The sequence below is a fragment of the Plantactinospora alkalitolerans genome (assembly GCF_015690345.1).
Classification (GTDB): Bacteria; Actinomycetota; Actinomycetes; order Mycobacteriales; family Micromonosporaceae; genus Plantactinospora; species Plantactinospora alkalitolerans.
The window spans coordinates 1-19,363 of the sequence record NZ_JADPUN010000044.1; the positions used below are offsets into that span (position 1 = coordinate 1).

The following is a 19,363-nucleotide window of genomic DNA, read 5'->3' on the forward strand; positions in this document are numbered from 1 at the left end:
TCGGAGATTTGTATAAGAGACAGCCCCGGCCCCAACGGTGCCCCGTTCGGCAACTGCCCGGCCCGCTCCGCCGGCCCCACCACTGCCGGTACCACAAGGGATCGCCCGAACGCCCGCTCCAGCAGATCCGGCCGGTACTCACCCGTCGCCGGTGACCAGTATCCGGTCCCGCTGGCGTCCCCCCGGTCGGTACGCAGCGCGTCCAGTCCAGCCGCCCCAGCCAACCGCCAGGTCAGCCAGTCGTGCGGCAGACAGACCGCCGCCACCCGCCCGGCGCTCTCCGGCTCGTTCCGAGCCAACCAGCGCAGCTTGGTGACGGTGAAACTCGCCACCGGCACACTGCCGACAGCCTCCGCCCAGGCCCGCCGGCCGGTCTCGCCCCCACCGAGTTCCTCGATCAGTTCCAGGGCCGCCCCGGCCGACCGCGTGTCGTTCCACAACAAGGCGGGCCGGACAACCTGCCCGTCCTCGTCGAGACACACCATCCCGTGCTGCTGCCCACCCACCGAGGCTGCCGCCACGTCGTCCAGCCCGCCGGCCTGACCGATCGCCTCCTGCAACGCGTTCCACCACGCCTGCGGATCGACCTCGGTCCCGTCAGGGTGCCCCGCCCGGCCGCTGCGGACCAGCGTGCCGGTCTCCGCGTCCCGGATCACCACCTTGCACGACTGGGTCGACGAGTCGACTCCGGCGACAAGCGTCATCTTCCCGATCTCCTTCTCCAGCGCAGCCACGACGGCAGGTTAGGAAGGGACCCTTCTTATACAGAAAACGATAAGAAGGGGCCCTTCCTTACACATCAGCTTCCTTGCAGCTCAGCGGGCGCCTAGGAGGTGCTCCAGGGCGAGCTGGTTCAGCTGGACGAAGCCGAACCCGCGTCCGGCGACGGCGTCCACGTCCAGGTCCTCGAACGCGCTCCGGTCCGCCAGCAGGTCGGCGTACGTCTCACCCTCGTTCAGCGTCGGCGCGGACAGCTCGCCGACCTTGCTGGCGGCCAGCGCCTCCTGCACCTCGGGGTCGGCCCGGAACGCCGCCGCCCGCTCCTTCAGCAGCAGGTACGTCCGCATGTTCGCCGCGGCCGATGCCCACACCCCGTCGTAGTCCTCGGTACGGGACGGCTTGTAGTCGAAGTGCCGGGGCCCGGTGTACGCCGGTCCGCCCTGCGGGCCACCGTTCTCCAGCAGGTCGACCAGGGCGAACGCGTTCATCACGTCGCCGTGTCCGAAGACCAGGTCCTGGTCGTACTTGATGCCGCGCTGACCGTTGAGGTCGAGGTGGAACAGCTTGCCCGACCAGAGTGCCTGGGCGATTCCGTGGGCGTAGTTGAGCCCGGCCATCTGCTCGTGCCCGACCTCGGGGTTCAACCCGACCATCTCGGGGTGCTCCAGCTCGTTGATGAACGCGAGCGCGTGCCCGACCGTCGGCAGCAGGATGTCGCCGCGCGGCTCGTTCGGCTTCGGCTCGATCGCGAACCGCAGCCCGTAGCCCCGGTCGAGAACGTACTGGGACAGCACGTTCACCGCTTCGCGGTAGCGGTCGAGCGCGGCCCGGATGTCCTTGGCGACGTCGTACTCGGCGCCTTCCCGGCCGCCCCACATCACGAACGTGCTCGCGCCCAGTTCGGCGGCGAGGTCGATGTTGCGGAGCACCTTGCGCAGCGCGAACCGGCGTACGTCCCGGTCGTTGCTGGTGAAGCCGCCGTCCTTGAAGACGGGGTGGGTGAAGAGGTTGGTGGTGACCATCGGTACGACGAGACCGGTGGAGTCCAGCGCCTTGCGGAACCGGGCGATGTGGTGGTCCCGGGCAGCGTTGTCGGAGCCGAACGGGATCAGGTCGTCGTCGTGGAAGGTGATGCCGTACGCGCCCAGTTCGGCGAGCCGGTTGACGGCCTCGACCGGATCCAGGTCGGCCCGACTGGCCTCACCGAACGGGTCACGGGCGGTCCAGCCCACGGTCCAGAGACCGAAGGAGAACTTGTCGGCAGGGGTTGGTTGGGCTGCCACGGTGACCTCCAGGAAACCGACTCGACGTCAAGAACATCCCGGGTTACACGCCAGCAACCCGGTCGATTTGTTTATCGGTTGAATTATTTGGCCAGGGTATGGCATTGTCAATACCATGGCGCAACCCGCGGCGATGCCGGTCGGCGCGGCGGGCGTCGCCGTCCGCCAGGCCAGTCTGCGCGAGCACAACCTGGCGCTGGTGCTCCGACACATCGCCACCGCCGCCGCACCGCCGTCCCGGGCCGACCTGGCCGGCATCACCGGGCTGACCCGGGCGACCGTCTCCGCACTGGTCGACGACCTGATCACCGGGCGGCTGCTCGGCGAGGTCGTCCGGACCCCCCGGTCCGGCGCCGGTCGCCCCGCGCTGGGTCTGACGCTGGCCGGTCACGGGCCGGCCGGACTCGGCCTGGAGATCAACGTCGACTATCTCGCGGCCGTCCTGGTCGACCTTGCCGGAGTGGTACGGCACCGCGCGGTGCGTCGGATCGACCTCCGGCCGGTACCGCCCGCCGAAGCACTCGCCCTCGTCGCCGAACTGATCACCGAGGCCGGCGCCGAGGCCGATCGTCAGGACCTCGTGCTCGCCGGTACGGCACTCGCGGTACCGGGGCTGGTCAGCGCCACCGGAGTCGTCCGGCTCGCCCCGAACCTGGGCTGGCGCGACGTGGACGTACCGGCCCTGCTCGGCGGGCATCCGGCACTGCGCGGACGCGGGCTCAGCGTGGACAACGAGGCGAACCTCGCAGCCCTCGGCGAGCTGCACGCCGCCCCACCGGGCCCGGCCAACTTCATCTACATCTCTGGCGAGGTCGGAATCGGCGCCGGGATCGTGCTGCACGGCACCCTGTTCCGGGGCGCCCGGGGCTGGAGCGGCGAACTCGGCCACGTCCCCGTACATCCGGAGGGTCGGCCGTGCCGGTGCGGCGGCCTCGGCTGCCTGGAGCAGTACGCCGGTCAGGAAGCCATGCTGGCCGGCGCCGGCCTGACCGACGAGCCGACCCCGCTCGCCGGGCTGATCGAGGCCGCCGGCCGCGGCGAGCCGGCCGCCCGCCGCGCACTGGTCGAGGCCGCCACCGCGCTCGGGGTGGCGATCGCCGGAGTGATCAACCTGCTGGACGTGGACACCGTGGTCCTCGGCGGCGTCTACGCGCCACTCGCCGGTTGGCTGGCCCCGCCGGTCGAGGCCGAGATCCGCCGCCGGGTGCTGACCGCCGCCTGGTCGCCGGTGACCGTACGCCCCGCGCTCCTCGGCGGGGACGCCGCGGCGGTCGGGGCCGCCGGCTCGGTCGTCCGTACGGTGCTGGAGCAGCCCGCCCAGTGGCTCGCCCGCCCAGTGCACTGAGATCTGCGACTCGCCCGTCCACTGCGCTGGGATCTGGGCAGGCGTTTCGCACGTCGGGCCAGCCGTGCCGAGGTTGCCGAGGACGGCTCGCTATTGTTGCCGACGGACAACTATCCCAGTCAGCAAGCATTTTCGGGCGACAGGAGTGCCAGCGCCGATGCGCACAGCTCGACGACCTGGAGGACGGCTCGCCGACAGCGGCCCGTACCGGCACCCGGACGGCGCCGCAGCAGCGGCGACGCCGCGGCCACGCCGACGATCGGGCCTGCCTGTTGGGTCAGGCCGTCTTCTCGATGGTCTCGACGTTCGCCCGGAATGCCTGGTCGAACTCGGCGAGCCCGCGCAGCAGCGCCTGTCGTCCGGCCGGAGTCATCCCGGCGAGCGTGGCGGCCAGCCGTTCCCGGCGGTCGGCGCGGATTTCGTCGAGCAGTCGGCTGCCTACCGTGGTGAGATGCAGGGAGATCTCCCGGCGGTCGGCACGACCGGGTTCGCGCTCCAGCAGCCCGGCGGCGACCAGCCGGTCACAGAGCCGGCTCGCCGAGGAGAGCAGCATGCCGAGGATGCCGGCCAAGCCCCGGAGGTTGATCCCGTCGAACTGCTCGACCACCATCAGCGCCCGCAGTTGGGAACTGGACAGCCGGCCCGTCGACCGCTCCCGAGCCGCATCCCAGACCGACAGCAGTGCCGCCGCGGCGGTATCCACCGCCGTGGCGAGCGTCGCATCCGGTCCGCCAGGACCGCCGGATTCAGCCATGGTGGTCCCGACACTACCGCCGCCGCCCGGACTGCCGCATCGGTGAGCGGGGGGTTCGAGCTATCAGAACGCCCGATCCGGCCCGGCGACGGCCCGGCTCGGGCGGCGGCACACACATGAGCGACCGGGTGCTCGCGATACGTCGATGCCTGGCCGAGGCACCCGCAGATCTCCTCCTGGAACGCCTCGGTACGGAGCTGACCAAGGCGTACGAGATCACGGAGACCGAACTCCTCCAGGTGGACTACCGGCTGGCCGCCCTGGTGCCGTTGAGCGGTGGCGAGCCGGTGATCGGTGCCGGCACCCCCGGCTGGCGGTGCTTCGACCACCAGTCGGAGGTGCTCCAGGACGACGCCCTGCACCTTGCGGTCACGATGCGGGGGGACCGGCTCGGTGTACTCCGGCTGGCTCCGGTACCCGACGAACCGGACCGGCGGATCGAGCTGGCGGAGGTGGCCACGGCGCTGGCGCACGAACTGGTCGCGGTGCGCCCGGGAACCGACCGGTACGCGGTGGGCGCCCGGACCCGCCGGCTGACCCTGGCCGCCGAGATGCAGTGGGAACTGCTGCCCGGCCGGAGCCGGATCCGCCCGTCGTTCAGCCTCGCCGGCCAGCTCGAACCGGCGTACGCGGTGCGCGGCGACAGCTTCGACTGGGCCGATGACGGTCAACGGCTGTGGCTGTCGACCGTGAACGGCATGGGCGAGGGCGTGACCGCCTCGATGCTCACCTGCCTCGGCACCAACGCCCTGCGCAACGCCCGGCGGGCCGGGCTCGAACTGGCCGACCAGGCGGCCCTGGCCGACCAGGCGATCTACTCCTATCACCAGGGCGTCCAGCACCTGTCCGCGCTGCTGTTGGAGCTGGACCTGCGTACCGGTGTGGTGACCGCGGTGGACGCCGGCTCGCCCCGGCTGCTCATCCTGCGGGAGTCCGAGGTCATCGAGCAGCCGCTGGACGACCAGTTTCCGCTCGGCATGTTCGACGGCACCCTCTACCAGTCGCAGCGGTTCGAGTTGTCGGTCGGCGACCGGCTGTTCGTGGTCGGTGACGGCGTCTCCGAGGCGACCTCCCGCACCGCCCAGTACGGCGAGACGGCACTGCACAGGTCCGTCCGCCGGACCAGGTCGTTGGCGCCGCTGGAGGCGGTACGGTCGCTGCTCGGCGACCTGCGGGCGTTCGTCGGCAGCGATCTGGTGGACGACGCGGTGGTGGTGTGCCTGGACTGGACCGGCAGCAGCTGACCCGGTCGGCGGGATGCTCCGACGAGTTGGTCCAGCGGGCTGGTGCGGCGGGAGGTCGGGTGGGCTGGTGCGGCGGGTTGGGTGCCCGCGACCTCAGTAGGCGCCCCGGGTGCGGACCACCGCGCCGACCGTCTTCCACAGGATGGTCAGGTCGGCGGCCAGTGACCAGTTCTCCACGTAGTAGAGATCGAGCCGGATGCCGTCCTCCCAGCTCAGGTCCGATCGGCCGCTGATCTGCCACAGTCCGGTGATGCCCGGCTTCACCAGCAGCCGGCGGGCGACGTCGCCGTCGTACCGGGCGACCTCGGAGGGCAGCGGCGGGCGCGGTCCGACCAGGCTCATGTGTCCGAGCAGCACGTTGGCGAGCTGCGGCAGCTCGTCGAGGGACCACTTGCGGAGCACCCGACCGACCCGGGTGACCCGGGGATCATTGCGGATCTTGAACATCAGCCCGTCGGTCTCGTTCCTCGCGGCCAACTCGGCGAGCAGCGCGTCGGCGTTGACCACCATGGTCCGGAACTTGTAGACACCGAACTCCCGGCCGCCCTGACCGACCCGGATCTGCCGGAAGAGCACCGGGCCCCGGCTGTCGAGCTTGATCGCGAGCGCGATACCGGCCAGCACCGGCAGCGCGACCGCAAGTGCGGTGAACGCCGCCGCCCGGTCGACGAAACTCTTGACGACCTTCCGGGCGCCCCGGAACTCGGGCGCCTCGACGTGGATGAGCGGCAGCCCGGCGACCGGTTGGGTGTGGATCCGGGGGCCGGCGACGTCGGTCAGTGCCGGGGCCAGTACCAGGTCGATCCCGGTCCCCTCCAACTGCCAGCCGAGTCGGCGCAGCCGGGTGGCGGTCAGCTCGTTGCTCGCGGTCACCGCGACCGTGTCGGCGTTGATCGCGGCGGCGGCGTCCAGGATCGCCCGGAAAGATCCCAGCACCGGTACGTCGCCGAGCCGCTGCGGCACCGGGGCGAGCAGGGCGTCCGGGATGCACGCCCCCACCACCTGGTACCCGGCGTACGGCTCGCGGCGCAGCGTGTGCACCAGCTCCAGCACGTGTGCGGTGTCCCCGACCGCCAGCACCCGGCGGCACCAGCCGGCACCCCGCGAGCGGGACCAGTGCAGGCGCTTGCGGGCCGCGAACCGGGCGATCACCAGTCCGACCGTGCCGACCGCGAACGAGATGCCGAGGAAACCACGCGAGACCCCGACGTCGGCGAGGTAGCCGGCGATCGCGACTCCGCCGGCGAGCCGGAGGCTGGCGGAGCTGACCCGACGGTATTCGTCGGCGCCGTAGCCGAGCACCCGGTGGTCGTAGCAGCGCAGCGCCTTGAGCGACACCAGCCAGGCGAGCACCAGGACCGGGCCGACGATCACGTACGGGATGTCGGAGCCGCGCGGCTCGTCGCCACCGAACCGGGCGAAGTAGCCGCCGATCACCGCCAGCACCAGGATGACCGTGTCGAGGATCAGGGTGGTCCGGATGTAGCCCCGCTGGTGGGTCCGGGACAACGGCGCAGATGCCCCCGGGGTGGGCTCCGGAGGCATCGTGGTAGGGCTCAGCAGAGTCGCCGACGTCACCGGCCCTCCCTCGCTCCAGGGGTAACCCGATCAGCCGCCCGATCTGCTGATCAAGCGGCCCGGGGGCACCTCGACATCCTCGCGTACCGGCACGACTACTGAGCGCTTCCGACGGATTACCGTCAATTGTTTGCGTCGCCGGTCGTCGAGCTGCTCACGGCGGAACCCCTCCGACTCGGTCGAAGGGGTTCCGTCACGGGAGGGCGGCGGTCAGCGAGGAGCCGTCGACGGCCGGAGAGCGATCGCCCGGAGGAAGATCTCGCCGATCTTCGCCGGGTCCTCGGTGACGAAGACGCCGCCACCGGTCACCTTGGTGATCGAGTCCAGTTCGGCCTTGTTGACCTCGTTGCCGATACCGATGATCACCACCTGGATGGGGCGGTCCGGGTCCTCGAGTCGCTTCAGCTCGGCGAGCAGTGCGGCCTGGCTGACGCCGTTGTCGTCGTCGTTCTTGCCGTCGGTGAGCATCACGATCGAGTTGACCCGGCCAGGCTCCCAGTCCTCCTGGACCGCCTTGTAGCCGGCGAGAATCGTGTCGAACAGACCGGTGTCGCCGCCACGTTTGGGCGCGATGGCGGCCAGCCCGCTCTCCAACTTGCCGCGTGAACTGGACAGCGGCCCGATCGGCACCAGGGAACGGTAGTCGCGGGTGCCGACCAGCTCCGTGGAGAAGACCCACAGGCCGAGCGCCCAGGAGTCGTCGAAGAGGCCGAGCCCGCGCTTGGCGGCCTCCAGGGTGACCTTCATCCGGGTGGCGTTGTTGGCGGTCGGCACCTTCGCGTTCATCGAACCGGAGACGTCGATGATCGCGAGCATCCGGCCGGACTGGGTGGCGACCGACCAACTGGACAGGACCTGCTCGATCAGCGCCGCGTTCGCACTGCCGGCCGCCGTACCTCCGGGGTTCGGTGCGCTGCTCGGCGTCGGCGAACTGCCCGCCGGGCTCGGCGCGCCGCGCGGCGCCACGAAGCCGTCTCCCCAGGTGCCGTCCGGAGCCCGCAGTCCCTGCCCGGCGAGCCGGTTACGGAAGTCCGGACTGTCCAGCACGGCGAACAACTGCTCGGCGGCGGCGACCTTGTCCGGCTCGGTACCGGGCATCACGGCGAACGGGTAGTCGAGCGACATCGGCGCGGGTTGCAGATAGAGCGCGGCGAGCGGGATCGGCGGCTTCTTCTTGTTGAACTCGATGACGTCCTCTTCGGACAGCGCCGCGGCGCCGAGGCTGGACGCGATGGACGCCGGGTCGGTCGCCCGGGGGAACCGTGCGATCAGCTCCTCGCGGACGGCCGACCGGCCGGTGGCCAGCGCCCGCAGCGCGGCCGTGGTCGCCTGCGTCGCCTGGGCTCCGGACGCCTGCGCGGCGCCGGCCAGCGAGAGCAGGCCGGACAGGCCCGCCGCGTCCCGGCTCGGCTCGACGATCCCGGTCCGGAGCCGGGTCCCGCTGGTGATGGTCTTGAGCAGGTCGCCCCAACCGAGCTGTTTCTGCGGCCAGCCGACGGTGGCGGCGACCGGCTCCGGCATCGCCAGCACGACCGGGCTGCGCGCCACCGGGGTCCCGTTCTGCGGTTCGAACGCGGGCGCCTGCTGGCGCAGTCGGAGCAGCCAACTGGAGGAGTCCGGCAGCCACACGTTGGGCAGCGTCGCGCCGCCGCTGGCCTGACCGACTCCGGACAGTGAGACGCCGTGCTGGCCGGCGATCGCCGCGGCCACGTCAACCGACTCCGCCGCGGTGACGTCGACCGCGATGCAGAGACCATCGACGGAAGCCCCGTCGGCCACCAACTGGGCGGCGCTGGCCTGGACCGCCGGGGCGATCTCGGGTGCCGCGGCGAGCGACAACTTCAACTCGCCCGTGCAGTCGGGGCCGGCCCACTGACGATAGCCGAACCACCCGCCGACGGAGACGACAAGAACGAGCGCCATCGCCATGACGATGGCGCCGGTCCCACGGATTCTGCTGCGCATACGATGGCGGCCAGGCACCTGACCATCTTGCGGGGTTCTGCGAAGTCGTGCCAGAGGCGGGTGGCGGAATGTTACCCAGCCGGCTAAGTCTTTCTGAAGAAACTTTACCGGGGGTAACCGCACGACGTCTGAGTGTCGAGTAGATCGCCCAGGAAGGCCGGATCGCCCCACCACCGCGCAAAATGATCTTATCGATATTTATCCGGGAATTAAGGACCTGTCCCCGAGCACACACGTCGGGCTGGCCACCTCGACCCGGATGGTCGCCGCCGACGGCACCCCGGTCCCCGCGTCGAGCGGAAACACCGCGACCACGTCGGCCCGCTCCTGGGCAACGTAGAGGTACCCGCCGAGCAACGCCAGATGCCGTGGCCAGTCCCCGGCGCCGGGAACCTCCGCCACGTGGCGCGGCAGGTCGTCGTCGAGGGCGTACACCACGACGGTGCCGACTCCGCGATTTGCGACGTACAGGAAACGCCCGTCCGGATCAACCACGATCTCGGACGGTTGGACAAGACCGGACCGCCGACTGGCCCCGATCCGACCACGCTCCGTCAGCCCGTCGGCGCCGTCCCAGCCGTACGCCGTCACGGAGGCGTCCAGTTCGCCGGCCACGAAGCACCGCCGACCGTCGGGGTGCCGGGCCAGGTGCCGGGGGCCGGTACCGGGCCGGGTGCGTACCCGGGCGGTCTGCCGCAACCGGCCGGTGGGCTCCCGCTCGTACCGGTAGATCGAGTCGGTGCCGAGGTCGATCGCGAACAGGCCGGCACCGGCCGGATCGGGCGAGACCATGTGCGCGTGCGGCCCGTCCTGCCGATCCGGTACGACACCGCGCCCGTCGTGCGTCACCAGGTCGGTACGCTCCTGCGGCGCCCCCGTGCCGTCCAGCGGATGTACGGAGACGCTGCCACTGCCGTAGTTGGCCACGAACAGGAACTCCCCGCCCGGGTCGACCGCGACGTGACAGGGGCTGTTCCCGCCGGTGGACCGGACCGAGAGCGGAGTCAGCGCACCGTCGGAGTGGACCATCCAGGCGCTCACGGTGCCGGCGGGCAGCTCGTTGACCGCGTACAACACGGGCAGTCGGGGATGCCGGGCCAGAAACGACGGTGACGGCGTGGTGGCGACGACGCCGAGGACGTCGAGCCCGCCGCCCACCGGGTCCCGACGAGCCGCGACGATGCCCGTCCCGCGTCCCCCGCTCTCCGCCGTGTAGCAGCCGATATGCACGATCCCGGTGCCGTCGGACATCCGTCGCTCCCATCCCCGGCCCCACCCACGGTCGAGCCGCTCCACTTCCGATCCAACCAGAGCACGCCGGAGGTTGCCGGCGACCGCCCGTCCCGTCGCGGAAAGCCGGCACCGGCGGAGGCGTCTCCGGCACCCGGCCGTACGGGATCTTCCCGCAGGTATGCGTTTCCTATAGGATCTTCGATCGTGAACGGTCTGCTACGCCCGGCCCGGCGGACCACGCTCGCCGACGACGTCTACGAGTCGGTACGGGCGCTGGTGATGGACCACGCGGTGGCGCCCGGCGAACGGATCAACATCGACGGGCTGGCCCGCCGCCTGGAGGTCTCTCCCACCCCGGTCCGTGAGGCGCTCGCCCGGCTGGAGGCCGACGGCCTGGTCCGCAAAAGGCCCCTGGCCGGCTACACCGCGGCGCCACTGCTCACCCGGTCGGAGTTCGACGAACTGGTGGAGATGCGGCTGATCCTCGAGACGGCGGCAGCACGCCGGCTCGCCGAACGGGTCGCAGAACGGCTCGCCGAACGGGTCGCAGAACGGGTCGCAGAAGACGGCCAGCGGTCCGACGGACTGGCCGAGGAGTTGGCCGAACTCCGTCGGGAGGCCGAGTTACCCGACCCCGTACCCGGAACCCAGGGCTTCGCCGCGATCGCCGCGTTCACCGCCCAGGACGCGCGCTTCCACCATCTGCTCGCCGAGCGGTCCGGCAACCGGATGCTGCACGGCGCGGTGGTCCGGCTCCGCGCCCATCTGCACCTGTTCCGGCTGCACTTCCCGGCCGCCCACCACGGGACCAGCGGCCGGGAACACCTGCGGATCGTCGACGCGGTCGCCACCGGAGATCCGGACGCCGCCGGCTCGGCGATGCGCGGCCACCTGCTCGCCGCCGCCGACCGGCACCTGCCGTTCTTCGAAGGGTCCTGACCGTGCGCATTGCCCTCTTCGTGACCTGCGTCAACGACCTGGTGTTCCCGGGCACCGGGCGGGCCGTGGTACGCATCCTGGAACGGCTCGGGCACACCGTCGAGTTTCCCCTCGAACAATCCTGCTGCGGGCAGATGCACGCCAACAGCGGATACCGGGCCGAGTCGCTGCCGCTGGTCCGTGGCTTCGTCGACACCTTCACCGGGTACGACGCCGTGGTCGCCCCGTCCGGTTCGTGCGTGGCGATGGTGCGCGACTCGTACCCCCGGCTGGCCGGTTCGGATCCGGGTCTCGCGGCGGCCGTCACCGACCTCGCGCCCCGGGTCTACGAACTCTCCGAACTGCTGGTGGACGTGCTCGGGGTGACCGACCTCGGCGCCTGGTTCCCGCACCGGGTCACCTACCATCCGACCTGTCACGGGCTGCGGATGCTGCGGCTGGGCGACCGCCCGCTGCGACTGCTGCGCGCGGTGGGCGGGCTGGACCTGGTCGACCTGCCCGGCGGCGAGGAATGCTGCGGCTTCGGCGGAACCTTCGCCGTGAAGAACGCCGACGTCTCCGCCGCGATGCTCGCCGACAAGTGCGGTGCCGTCCGCGACACCGGCGCGGCGTACGTGGCGGCGGCGGACAATTCCTGTCTGGCGCACATCGGCGGCGGCCTGTCCCGCCGCAACCGGTCGGACCCTGGCCCGGGCGTACGCGCCATCCACTACGCGGAGATCCTCGCCAGCACGGCGGAGGGGCGGTCATGATCGAGCGAAGTGAGGACCTGTCATGACCCGTGGTACGGGGAACATCGTCGCGCCGCTGCCTTTCCCGACGGCGGCCCGACGGGAGTTGGCCGACGGGCAACTCCGGGCCAACCTGCGCCGGGCGACCCACACCATCCGGGACAAGCGGCTCCGGCTGGTCGGCGAGGTACCCGACTGGGAGGCGCTGCGCCGCTCCGGCGCGGCGATCAAGGACGACGTGCTGGCCCGGTTGCCGGAACTGCTGGAACAGTTCGAGGCGGCCGCCACCACGGCGGGTGCGACGGTGCACTGGGCCCGGGACGCGGCCGAGGCGTGCGCGGTCGTCACCGGACTGGTCCGGCAGACCGGCAGCACCGAGGTGGTCAAGGTCAAGTCGATGGCCACCCAGGAGATCGGGCTCAACGAGGCACTCGCCGAGGCCGGCATCGCGGCGGTCGAGACCGACCTGGCCGAACTGATCGTGCAGCTCGCCGACGACACCCCGTCGCACATCCTGGTGCCGGCGATCCACTACAACCGCCGGCAGATCCGGGAAATCTTCGCCAGTCGGATGCCGGGAGTCGACGTCGACTCGCTCACCGACGAGCCGGCCGCGCTCGCCGAGGCGGCCCGCCGGCACCTGCGGGCGAAGTTCCTCAGCGCCCGGGTGGCGATCTCCGGCGCCAACTTCGCGATCGCCGAGACCGGCACCCTGGTGGTCGTCGAGTCCGAGGGCAACGGGCGGATGTGCCTCACCCTGCCGGGAACGCTGATCTCCGTGGTCGGGGTCGAGAAGTTGCTGCCGACCTTCCGTGACCTGGAGGTCTTCCTGCAACTGCTGCCCCGCTCCTCCACCGGAGAGCGGATGAACCCGTACACGTCGCTGTGGACCGGGGTGACGCCGGGGGACGGGCCGGAGACCGTACACATCGTACTGGTGGACAACGGCCGCACCGAGACGCTCGCCGATCCGGTCGGCCGGCAGGCGCTGCGCTGCATCCGCTGCTCGGCCTGCCTGAACGTCTGCCCGGTCTACGAGCGGGTGGGCGGGCACGCCTACGGGTCGGTCTACCCGGGGCCGATCGGCGCGATCCTGTCGCCCCAGCTGACCGGGCCGGACGCTGGCGCGAACCGCACCCTGCCGTACGCCTCGACGCTCTGCGGCGCCTGCTTCGACGCCTGCCCGGTGCGGATCGACATTCCGCAGGTACTGGTCCACCTGCGCCAGCGCGGTGTGGATGCCCGCCGGGGCCGGCCGTCGGCGGAACGGACCGCGATGCGGACGCTCTCCTGGGTGATGCGGGACCGCCGGCGGTACACGGCGGCGCTGCGGGCGGCCCGTCGTGGCTCGGCGCCGCTGCGCTGGACCACCGGGCGACGGGGCCAGGTACGCCGGCTGCCGTGGCCGCTGTCGGCCTGGACCGCGAGTCGGGACGCCCCACTGCCGGCCGCCGAGACGTTCCGGGACTGGTGGGCAGGTCGGACTCCCCCTGCCGGCCGGGACGACACCCCCGGCCGGACTTCCGCCACCGGTGACGACAACACCGCCGGCCGGGGTCCCGTGACGGCTGGGGAGGACGATCGTGACCACGGCTAGCCACGGCTCCGCCCGGGACGAGGTCCTCGCCCGGATCCGGGCCGCCCGGCCCACCGAACCGGTACGGGTCCCCCGGGAGTACCGCACCGCCCCGGCCACCGGTACGCCCGACGACGCGCAGTCCGGTCGGCGCCGGCTGGAACTGCTGGTCGACCGCCTGGTCGACTACCGGGCGACGGTGCGGCGCTCCGAACCGGACGGGGTGGCCGAGGCGCTGGCCGAACTGCTGGCCGAGGTGCCGACGGTCGTCGTACCCGAAGGGGTGCCGGCGAGTTGGCTGTCGACGTACCCGGGCGGGATCCGCCGGGATGGTGACCCGGGCCCGCTGACGGTGACCGACCTCGACGCACCGGGGCTGGCCGTGCTCACCGGATGCGCGGTGGCGATCGCGGAGACCGGGACACTCATCCTGGACGGCGGTCCGGACCAGGGTCGCCGGCTGCTGACCCTGGTTCCCGACCACCACGTCTGCGTGGTACGCACCGACCAGGTGGTCGGCGGGCTGCCGGAGGCACTCGCCCGGCTCGCCGACCCGACCCGACCGCTCACCCTCGTCTCCGGGCCATCGGCGACCAGCGACATCGAACTCGACCGGGTGGAGGGCGTGCACGGCCCTCGACGGCTGGAGGTACTGATCGTCGGCGGCTGACGTCGCCCCGGTGCCCGGCGGCGCGCCGCCCGTCAGCCGGCCGGTACCCGCTCGCCGCGCCGCTGCGCGACATGCTCGACGAGCGCGACCAGCACCACCTTGCCCGACTGCCGCTCGCGGGCGTCGAAGAGGACGACGGGGACGTCCGGGTCCAGGTCGAGCGCGGTACGCACCGCGTCGATACTGAACCGTTTGGCGCCGTCGAAGCAGTTGACCGCTACCACGAACGGGATTCCCCGGCGTTCGAAGTAGTCCACCGACGGGAAGCAGTCGGCGAGCCGACGGGTGTCGGCGAGCACCACCGCACCGAGTGCCCCGAACGCCAGCTCGTCCCAGAGGAACCAGAAGCGGTCCTGCCCCGGAGTGCCGAACAGGTACACCTGGAGATCCTCGTTGATCGTGATCCGACCGAAGTCCATCGCGACCGTGGTGGTCCGCTTGCCCTCCACGCCGTACAGGTCGTCGGTGCCGACACCGACGTCGGTGAGCACCTCCTCGGTCTGCAACGGACGGATCTCACTCACCGAACCGACCAGGGTCGTCTTGCCGACCCCGAATCCACCGGCGATCAGGATCTTCAGCGCGATCGGGATCCGCCGTCTCACCTTCTCCTGGTCAGAGCGCCCGGAGTCCATTGACCACCGCCTTGAGAATGTCGTCATCTGGGAACTGGCGCGACGCGGGCGGCTCGTACATCGAGATCCGGTCGCTGGCGAGCAGATCGCCGAGCAGGACGCGTACCACGCCCACCGGCAGGTTGAGGTCGGCGGCCAGGTCAGCCACGGAGACCGGCCGCTGCGCCATCGCGACGATCGCCTCATGCTCCGGCTGTGGTTGTGGCGGCGCCTGCTCACCGCCGTCCGAGGGTGGGCCGGCCACCACGAAGGCCATCAGGTCGAATCCGCCGGCGACCGGCTGAACCCGCCCTCCGGTCATCGTGTACGGACGCACCACCGGCCCGGCATCGTCGTCGAGCCAGTCGTGGTGCGGCCCCGGCACCTCACTCCGCATCTGCCGGCGCCCTCGGTGATCGGTTCGCCGCCGTCAGGTTCTGCCCGACCCGGGTCACCAGCATCGCCATCTCGTACGCGATGACCCCGATGTCGGAGGCGGCGCTGGCCAGAACCGCCAGGCAGGCACCCTGTCCGGCGGCGGTGACGAAGAGGAAGGCCGACTCCATCTCGATGACGGTCTGCCGTACCGGCCCGGCCTGGAAGTGCCGACTCGCTCCCTTCGCCAGGCTCTGGAAGCCGGCAGCCATCGCCGCCATGTGCTCCGCGCCCTCCTGGCTCAGATCCTGCGACGCGGCCATCAGCAGCCCGTCCGCGGAGAGCAGCACGGCCTGCTGCGCGGACGGTACGCGCTCCACGAGATCGTCGAGCAGCCAATTGAGATCCGCGCTCGGCCTCGTCGTGTGCACCACTCACCCGTCCCCTTCAGAATTTGTGGAACCCGGATCGGTGACCCGGGCAGAGTTGTCGGAGGTTTCGCCGGAGGGCGGCGGGTCGGCATCGCGGCGCCCCCGCGCGGTACCCGCCTGTAGCGCCGACATCACGGCCCGGACCTGCTCCGGGGTGCGCGGTGGCGGCTCGTCCAGCGGCTCGTCGGCGAGCGGGCCCACCCTGTCGACCGCCGTACCCCCGGCGGTCCGGTCGGCAGCGGTCCGGTCACGACCGGCACGGGCCGGCACGGCGCCCGGACGGTCCCGCAACTGCGGCACGAGGTTGGTCTGCCGGATTCGCCGGGGCAGACCGTCCTCGCCGGCCGGCGCCGCCGCCGGGTGCACTGGTCCGCCGGCCGTGACGACCGGGATGACCACGGTGTCGTCGGTCATCCCGCCCGGCACGGTGCCGCCGTCCCCGGTCCTGGCACCGCCCGGCGCCGGCTGTCCGACACCGCCGCCCGCCGGCTGTCCGACACCGCTGCTCGCCGGTCTCGTGACCGTCCTGGCCGATGGCTGCGTGGCGGTGGCGCCCTCGGTTCCGGAACCGGTGGCAGCCGCAGCCGCCCCGGAGGCGCCGGAGGTCTCGACCCGGGTATCGGTGGCACCGGGTCGCAGCGCGACGGGATCGGCAGCACCCGGTCGCACGGCAGCGGGATCGGCGGGGTTGGGCCGCACGGCGCCCGCTCCGGCCTTCGCGCTGGCGGCGACCAGGGCTTCCAGTGCGGCGCCTGCCTTACGCCGGGGCCCGAGCCCGGACCCGGAACCGGAACCGGAACCTGGAGTTGACGCGGCCGGAGTCGACGCGGCCGGAGTCAGCGACGTCGGCGTCGCTGTCGGCGCCGTCGGCACCGACGTAGTCTGCGGGTCGGCCTCGGACGTCGAACCGGTTCCATCGCGGCCGAGCGGCGTCGGATCCGTCGTCCCGTCCGTCGCCGCCTCGGACCCGTCACCCGGCAGGATCGACGTACCGGTATCGGGGTCCACCAGGTCGCTGGGGACCAGGACGACCGCGGTCACCCCGCCGTACGGGGATGCCCGCAGCTCCACCTGGACCCCGTGCCGGGCACCGAGCAGCGCCACCACGAACAGGCCGAGTCGCGCGCTGTTCGCCGGGTCGAATTCCGGCGGGTCGACCAGCCGGCGGTTGGCCTGCTCGATGGCCTCGGCGGTCATGCCCAGGCCACGGTCCTCGATCTCGATCGCGTAGCCGGCCGACACCTCGTGCCCGCTGACCTGTACCCGGGTGTGCGGCGGAGAGAACGACGTCGCGTTCTCGATCAGCTCGGCCAGCAGGTGGATGACGTCACCGACCGCCCGGCCGGCGATCGCGGCCGGCGGCACGTTGACCAGGTCGACCCGCGCGTAGTCCTCGACCTCCGAGACCGCGCCCCGGATGACGTCCACCACGGACACCGGGTTGCGCCAGCCGCGTCCGGCTGCCGCGCCGGCGAGTACGACCAGGTCCTCGGCGTGCCGCCGCATCCGGGTGGCCATGTGGTCGAGCCGGAAGAGGTCGGCCAACTCGCTCGGCTGGGCCGCCCGCCGCTCCATCCGGTCCAGCAGTGCGAGTTGGCGATGGAGCAGCGTCTGACTCCGCCGGGCGATGTTGAGGAAGACGTCCCGCAGGCCACGCCGCAGGGCGGCCTCGTCGATCGCCGAGGCGATGGCGGTCTGCTGCACCTCGCTGAACGCCTGGCCGACCTGACCGATCTCGTCCTGGCCGTAGTCGAGCGGCGGCGCCTCCCGGGCGACGTCCACCTCCTCGCCCTTGCGCAGGCGCTCGACGACGTCGGGTAGCCGGTCGTTGGCCATCGTCAGTGCCTCGGCCCGCAGACCGGTCAGCCGCCGGACCAGTGACCGGCCGATCCGCACCGCGATGACTCCCGAGACAAGTACGGCGGCGAAGCCGAGCAGGCCGGCCAGCCCCAGCCGGACCAGGATGCCCAGTGCGACCGGCCGGCTGCGTTCGGTCAACGCCTCGGCTCCGGCGAGCTCGAACCTCCGCAGTTCCCGCTGGACCTGTTCGTAGCTGCTCTGCCAGGCCCGGCCGGCGACCGGCAGGGCGGACCCCGGGCCACCCCGGCCGATCAGATCGTCCTCCATCCGGCGTAGCCGGACGAACGCGTCACCCTCGGTGAGCCGCTGGTACTCGGCCCGGTCGGCGTCGGGAAGGTCCGCGATCACCTCGGCGTAGAGAAACCGGTGCGTGCCGATGATCTGCACGATCTGGGCATGCTCCCCCGGACCGAATCGTCCGGCGCTGAATACTCCGGCGAGCAGCGCGTCCGCCTGGGCGAGGACCTCGCGGGCCCGGCCGAGTTCGGTCAGGCTGCGCGCCTCCCGGCTCAACGTGTCGTCGGGCAGGGTGTTCAGGGCGGCGAAGACCCGGAACGCCGCGTCGACGACTCCACTGTAGAGCCCCAACGCGCCGCTGGCGTCGACGGAGCGTCGGTCGATGAACACCCGTCCGGACGGCAGCGCGTCGACGGCGGTCAGCAGTTGGTCGATCCGGGCGTCGAGCAGGTCACCGGTGGTGTCCCGGAGGTCGCTGCTCGACGTACGGCGGCGGAATTCGACGATCGCCCGGTCGGTGCGTACCCGCTGGTCGGCCAGGGCCCGAGAGGCGTCCCGGTCGGCCAGTTGGAGGACCGAGAGCCGTCGTTCCTGCTGCAACTGCACGATGAGGGCGTCGCCCGGCCGCCCGATCTCGTCGAGGAGGGTCCGGGTGGCGAGCAGACTCGACGCGGGTCCCACGGTGAGCGAGGTCGCAAAGATCCAGAGCGCCAGCAGCGCGACGATCGGCACGGAGACCAGCGCGACGATCTTCGAGCGGATCGGCCAGTTCTGGGTTTCCATCAGACCTCGCCGGAATGGATGCGTCAGGGGTGACACCCGAACCGGCCACCCACGGCTCCGGCCAGGATCCGAGGGTCACGGGCGTGCGTGCCTTCGGCAGGATACGTAATCGAGGGCGCGCGCACTACTGGACAACGGGTTGTCGAGTTGATCGTATCGGTCAGATAAATTGATAACTGTCTTTTTTAATAGTGCTCCGACTCCCCTCCTTCCCACCGACTACGGCGTGCTCACGGCGGGTTCGACGGCCTCCGGAACCGGCCGGTCCGCCTCCGTACGCCCGATCCGGCGCAACCCGAACGCGATCGCCAGGTACGGCACGGTGGACAACGCGAAAATCACACCGTGGCCGGCGACCACCGAGGCGAGGGCATAGCCGCCGTACACGCCGATCGTCACCACGTCGGTGCCCAGCCCGGCCAACGAGGTGACCGTGGCCCGGGTCGGCCCGGTGATGCTCTCCTGGAGCCGTACGTCGGCGACCAGGCTCGCCATCTGCAGGGCGCAGAACGCCACGGCGATCAGCACGAATCCTCCGACCTGACCACTGAGCGCGCCCGCCGCCAGTACGACGGCAGCGAAGGCGATCGTGGCGGCGAACCGGCCGGTCGGCAGCCGCTGTCCGATCGGGGTCAACAGACCGCCGACCAGAACTCCGATGCAGACCAGCAGGACCAGCAGCGGCACGGTCGACGGTGCGGCGACGTCCCCGGCCAGCAGCGGGACGTACTCCTCCAGCGCGCCCCAGACCGCGGCCATTGCCGGCAGGAGCAGCAGCGCCCGCCGTACGGATCTGTCGGTCCTGGCCTCGGTGAGCCCGGCCCGCAGGATCGACAGGTATCCCGACGGCCCGACCCCGCCGTCATCCGTGCATCCGCCATCGTCCGTGGATCCGCCGTCGTCTGTGGATCCGGCATCGTCTGTGGATCCGGCATCGTCTGTGGATCCGGCATCGTCTGTGGATCCGGCATCGTCTGTGGATCCGGCATCGTCTGTGGATCCGGCATCGTCTGTGGATCCGGCAT

The 19,363-nt window shown here is 71.4% G+C and carries 17 protein-coding genes; 6 read left to right on the plus strand and 11 right to left on the minus strand.

The genetic code is table 11. The features are described 5' to 3' along the window. Both I0C86_RS02245 and xylA read right to left on the minus strand, forming a co-directional pair. Positions 1-704 (minus strand): FGGY family carbohydrate kinase (locus I0C86_RS02245; RefSeq protein ID WP_255527582.1); only part of this gene is annotated, 704 nt, incomplete at its 3' end. A gap of 111 nt (positions 705-815) precedes the next feature. After that, positions 816-2,003, minus strand: a complete 1,188-nt coding sequence (xylA, locus tag I0C86_RS02250; RefSeq protein ID WP_196199496.1) for a xylose isomerase — start codon at positions 2,001-2,003, stop codon at positions 816-818. 115 nt (positions 2,004-2,118) lie between these two features. On the opposite strand from xylA, the gene I0C86_RS02255 reads away from it, so the two are divergent. Then, positions 2,119-3,348, plus strand: coding sequence for an ROK family protein (locus I0C86_RS02255; RefSeq protein ID WP_230393410.1), 1,230 nt, complete (start codon positions 2,119-2,121; stop codon positions 3,346-3,348). Positions 3,349-3,625: 277 nt separating this feature from the next. Here the strand turns inward: I0C86_RS02255 and I0C86_RS02260 are convergent, their stop codons facing one another. After that, a complete protein-coding gene (locus I0C86_RS02260; RefSeq protein WP_196199497.1) occupies positions 3,626-4,102 on the minus strand; it encodes a MarR family winged helix-turn-helix transcriptional regulator in 477 nt (158 codons plus the stop codon). 116 nt (positions 4,103-4,218) lie between these two features. Between I0C86_RS02260 and I0C86_RS02265 the strand changes: the two genes are divergently transcribed. Then, on the plus strand, positions 4,219-5,346 hold the full coding sequence (locus I0C86_RS02265; protein ID WP_196199498.1) for a PP2C family protein-serine/threonine phosphatase: 1,128 nt from the start codon (positions 4,219-4,221) through the stop codon (positions 5,344-5,346). A gap of 93 nt (positions 5,347-5,439) precedes the next feature. Here the strand turns inward: I0C86_RS02265 and I0C86_RS02270 are convergent, their stop codons facing one another. The 3 genes from I0C86_RS02270 to I0C86_RS02280 all read right to left on the minus strand — a co-directional run bounded on the left by I0C86_RS02270 (position 5,440) and on the right by I0C86_RS02280 (position 10,140). Further along, positions 5,440-6,891 carry a sugar transferase gene (locus tag I0C86_RS02270; RefSeq protein ID WP_196199511.1) on the minus strand — a complete coding sequence of 484 codons (1,452 nt, stop codon included), beginning with the start codon at positions 6,889-6,891 and terminating at the stop codon, positions 5,440-5,442. A gap of 243 nt (positions 6,892-7,134) precedes the next feature. After that, entirely contained in the window at positions 7,135-8,853 is a 1,719-nt protein-coding gene (locus tag I0C86_RS02275; RefSeq protein ID WP_230393412.1) for a substrate-binding domain-containing protein, read from the minus strand. Between the two features lie 234 nt (positions 8,854-9,087). Continuing rightward, positions 9,088-10,140 (minus strand): lactonase family protein, encoded by a 1,053-nt coding sequence (locus I0C86_RS02280; RefSeq protein WP_196199500.1) that lies wholly within the window; start codon positions 10,138-10,140, stop codon positions 9,088-9,090. 186 nt (positions 10,141-10,326) lie between these two features. Here I0C86_RS02280 and I0C86_RS02285 point away from each other — a divergent pair, with 186 nt between their 5' ends. The 4 genes from I0C86_RS02285 to I0C86_RS44835 are packed head-to-tail and all read left to right on the plus strand — an operon-like array spanning position 10,327 to position 14,038. Beyond that, a complete protein-coding gene (locus tag I0C86_RS02285) occupies positions 10,327-11,061 on the plus strand; it encodes a GntR family transcriptional regulator (RefSeq protein ID WP_323373428.1) in 735 nt (244 codons plus the stop codon). A gap of 2 nt (positions 11,062-11,063) precedes the next feature. Continuing rightward, positions 11,064-11,813, plus strand: a complete 750-nt coding sequence (locus tag I0C86_RS02290; protein WP_196199502.1) for a (Fe-S)-binding protein — start codon at positions 11,064-11,066, stop codon at positions 11,811-11,813. A 22-nt stretch (positions 11,814-11,835) separates the two neighbouring features. After that, positions 11,836-13,389, plus strand: a complete 1,554-nt coding sequence (locus I0C86_RS02295; RefSeq protein WP_196199503.1) for a lactate utilization protein B — start codon at positions 11,836-11,838, stop codon at positions 13,387-13,389. Further along, on the plus strand, positions 13,376-14,038 hold the full coding sequence (locus I0C86_RS44835) for a LutC/YkgG family protein (protein WP_196199504.1): 663 nt from the start codon (positions 13,376-13,378) through the stop codon (positions 14,036-14,038). The genes I0C86_RS02295 and I0C86_RS44835 overlap by 14 nt, the downstream gene beginning before the upstream one ends. 32 nt (positions 14,039-14,070) lie before the next feature. On the opposite strand, the gene I0C86_RS02305 is transcribed toward I0C86_RS44835, so the two are convergent. The 5 genes from I0C86_RS02305 to I0C86_RS02325 all read right to left on the minus strand — a co-directional run bounded on the left by I0C86_RS02305 (position 14,071) and on the right by I0C86_RS02325 (position 19,097). Then, a complete protein-coding gene (locus I0C86_RS02305) occupies positions 14,071-14,673 on the minus strand; it encodes a GTP-binding protein (RefSeq protein ID WP_196199505.1) in 603 nt (200 codons plus the stop codon). Beyond that, a complete protein-coding gene (locus I0C86_RS02310) occupies positions 14,654-15,049 on the minus strand; it encodes a DUF742 domain-containing protein (protein ID WP_196199506.1) in 396 nt (131 codons plus the stop codon). Before I0C86_RS02310 ends, I0C86_RS02305 begins: the two co-directional genes overlap by 20 nt. After that, entirely contained in the window at positions 15,039-15,461 is a 423-nt protein-coding gene (locus I0C86_RS02315; protein ID WP_196199507.1) for a roadblock/LC7 domain-containing protein, read from the minus strand. Before I0C86_RS02315 ends, I0C86_RS02310 begins: the two co-directional genes overlap by 11 nt. Further along, positions 15,462-18,338, minus strand: a complete 2,877-nt coding sequence (locus I0C86_RS02320; protein WP_230393411.1) for a nitrate- and nitrite sensing domain-containing protein — start codon at positions 18,336-18,338, stop codon at positions 15,462-15,464. A gap of 219 nt (positions 18,339-18,557) precedes the next feature. Further along, positions 18,558-19,097 carry a hypothetical protein gene (locus I0C86_RS02325; RefSeq protein WP_196199508.1) on the minus strand — a complete coding sequence of 180 codons (540 nt, stop codon included), beginning with the start codon at positions 19,095-19,097 and terminating at the stop codon, positions 18,558-18,560. Positions 19,098-19,363: the final 266 nt, after the last annotated feature.

Coding starts and splice junctions, on each gene's coding strand:
- I0C86_RS02320 (WP_230393411.1), bottom strand. CDS start 18,338: ATGGAAACCCAGAACTGGCCGATCCGCTCGAAGATCGTCGCGCTGGTC.
- I0C86_RS02265 (WP_196199498.1), top strand. CDS start 4,219: ATGAGCGACCGGGTGCTCGCGATACGTCGATGCCTGGCCGAGGCACCC.
- I0C86_RS02270 (WP_196199511.1), bottom strand. CDS start 6,891: ATGCCTCCGGAGCCCACCCCGGGGGCATCTGCGCCGTTGTCCCGGACC.
- I0C86_RS02255 (WP_230393410.1), top strand. CDS start 2,119: ATGGCGCAACCCGCGGCGATGCCGGTCGGCGCGGCGGGCGTCGCCGTC.
- I0C86_RS02295 (WP_196199503.1), top strand. CDS start 11,836: ATGACCCGTGGTACGGGGAACATCGTCGCGCCGCTGCCTTTCCCGACG.
- I0C86_RS02325 (WP_196199508.1), bottom strand. CDS start 19,097: ATGGCCGCGGTCTGGGGCGCGCTGGAGGAGTACGTCCCGCTGCTGGCC.
- I0C86_RS02260 (WP_196199497.1), bottom strand. CDS start 4,102: ATGGCTGAATCCGGCGGTCCTGGCGGACCGGATGCGACGCTCGCCACG.
- I0C86_RS02280 (WP_196199500.1), bottom strand. CDS start 10,140: ATGTCCGACGGCACCGGGATCGTGCATATCGGCTGCTACACGGCGGAG.
- I0C86_RS02305 (WP_196199505.1), bottom strand. CDS start 14,673: ATGGACTCCGGGCGCTCTGACCAGGAGAAGGTGAGACGGCGGATCCCG.
- I0C86_RS02275 (WP_230393412.1), bottom strand. CDS start 8,853: ATGGCGATGGCGCTCGTTCTTGTCGTCTCCGTCGGCGGGTGGTTCGGC.
- I0C86_RS02310 (WP_196199506.1), bottom strand. CDS start 15,049: ATGCGGAGTGAGGTGCCGGGGCCGCACCACGACTGGCTCGACGACGAT.